Raw genomic sequence first — 320 nt, 5'->3', positions numbered from 1 at the left:
TGGTCGTGCCGCTTACTACCGAACTGGTCTTGTCATTGGCAGCCACTACCGGAGCCAGATTCAGTGCCGTACTGCCTACACCGTTTACCGTTGTGGTAAGGTTTGAACCGGATAAGCTGGTAGTAACGCTATTCACTGCCGCTGCCGTAGCCACTACCCCGTTTACGGTTGATGTGAGTGTGTTGGTACCATTATTAACCAATGTGTTTGTGGTGGCAGGCACTAAAGCAGACTGGTTCACCCATGTTGGTACACCGGTTGCATTGGTTGTCAGCACCTGGTTGTTACCCGCGTTGGCTAACTTGCCGGCCGTAATTGTG

Annotated in this window: 1 pseudogene; it reads right to left on the bottom strand. The window is 52.2% G+C overall.

Annotation, left to right across the window (positions count from 1 at the left end):
- Positions 1 to 320: pseudogene (locus ASG38_RS17845) on the bottom strand (hypothetical protein); the annotation flags it as partial.

Source organism: Flavobacterium sp. Leaf359, from assembly GCF_001423985.1.
Classification (GTDB): domain Bacteria; phylum Bacteroidota; class Bacteroidia; order Flavobacteriales; family Flavobacteriaceae; genus Flavobacterium; species Flavobacterium lindanitolerans.
Note: the sequence above shows the minus strand (reverse complement) of the source record. Positions and strands in the feature narration are given on the sequence as shown.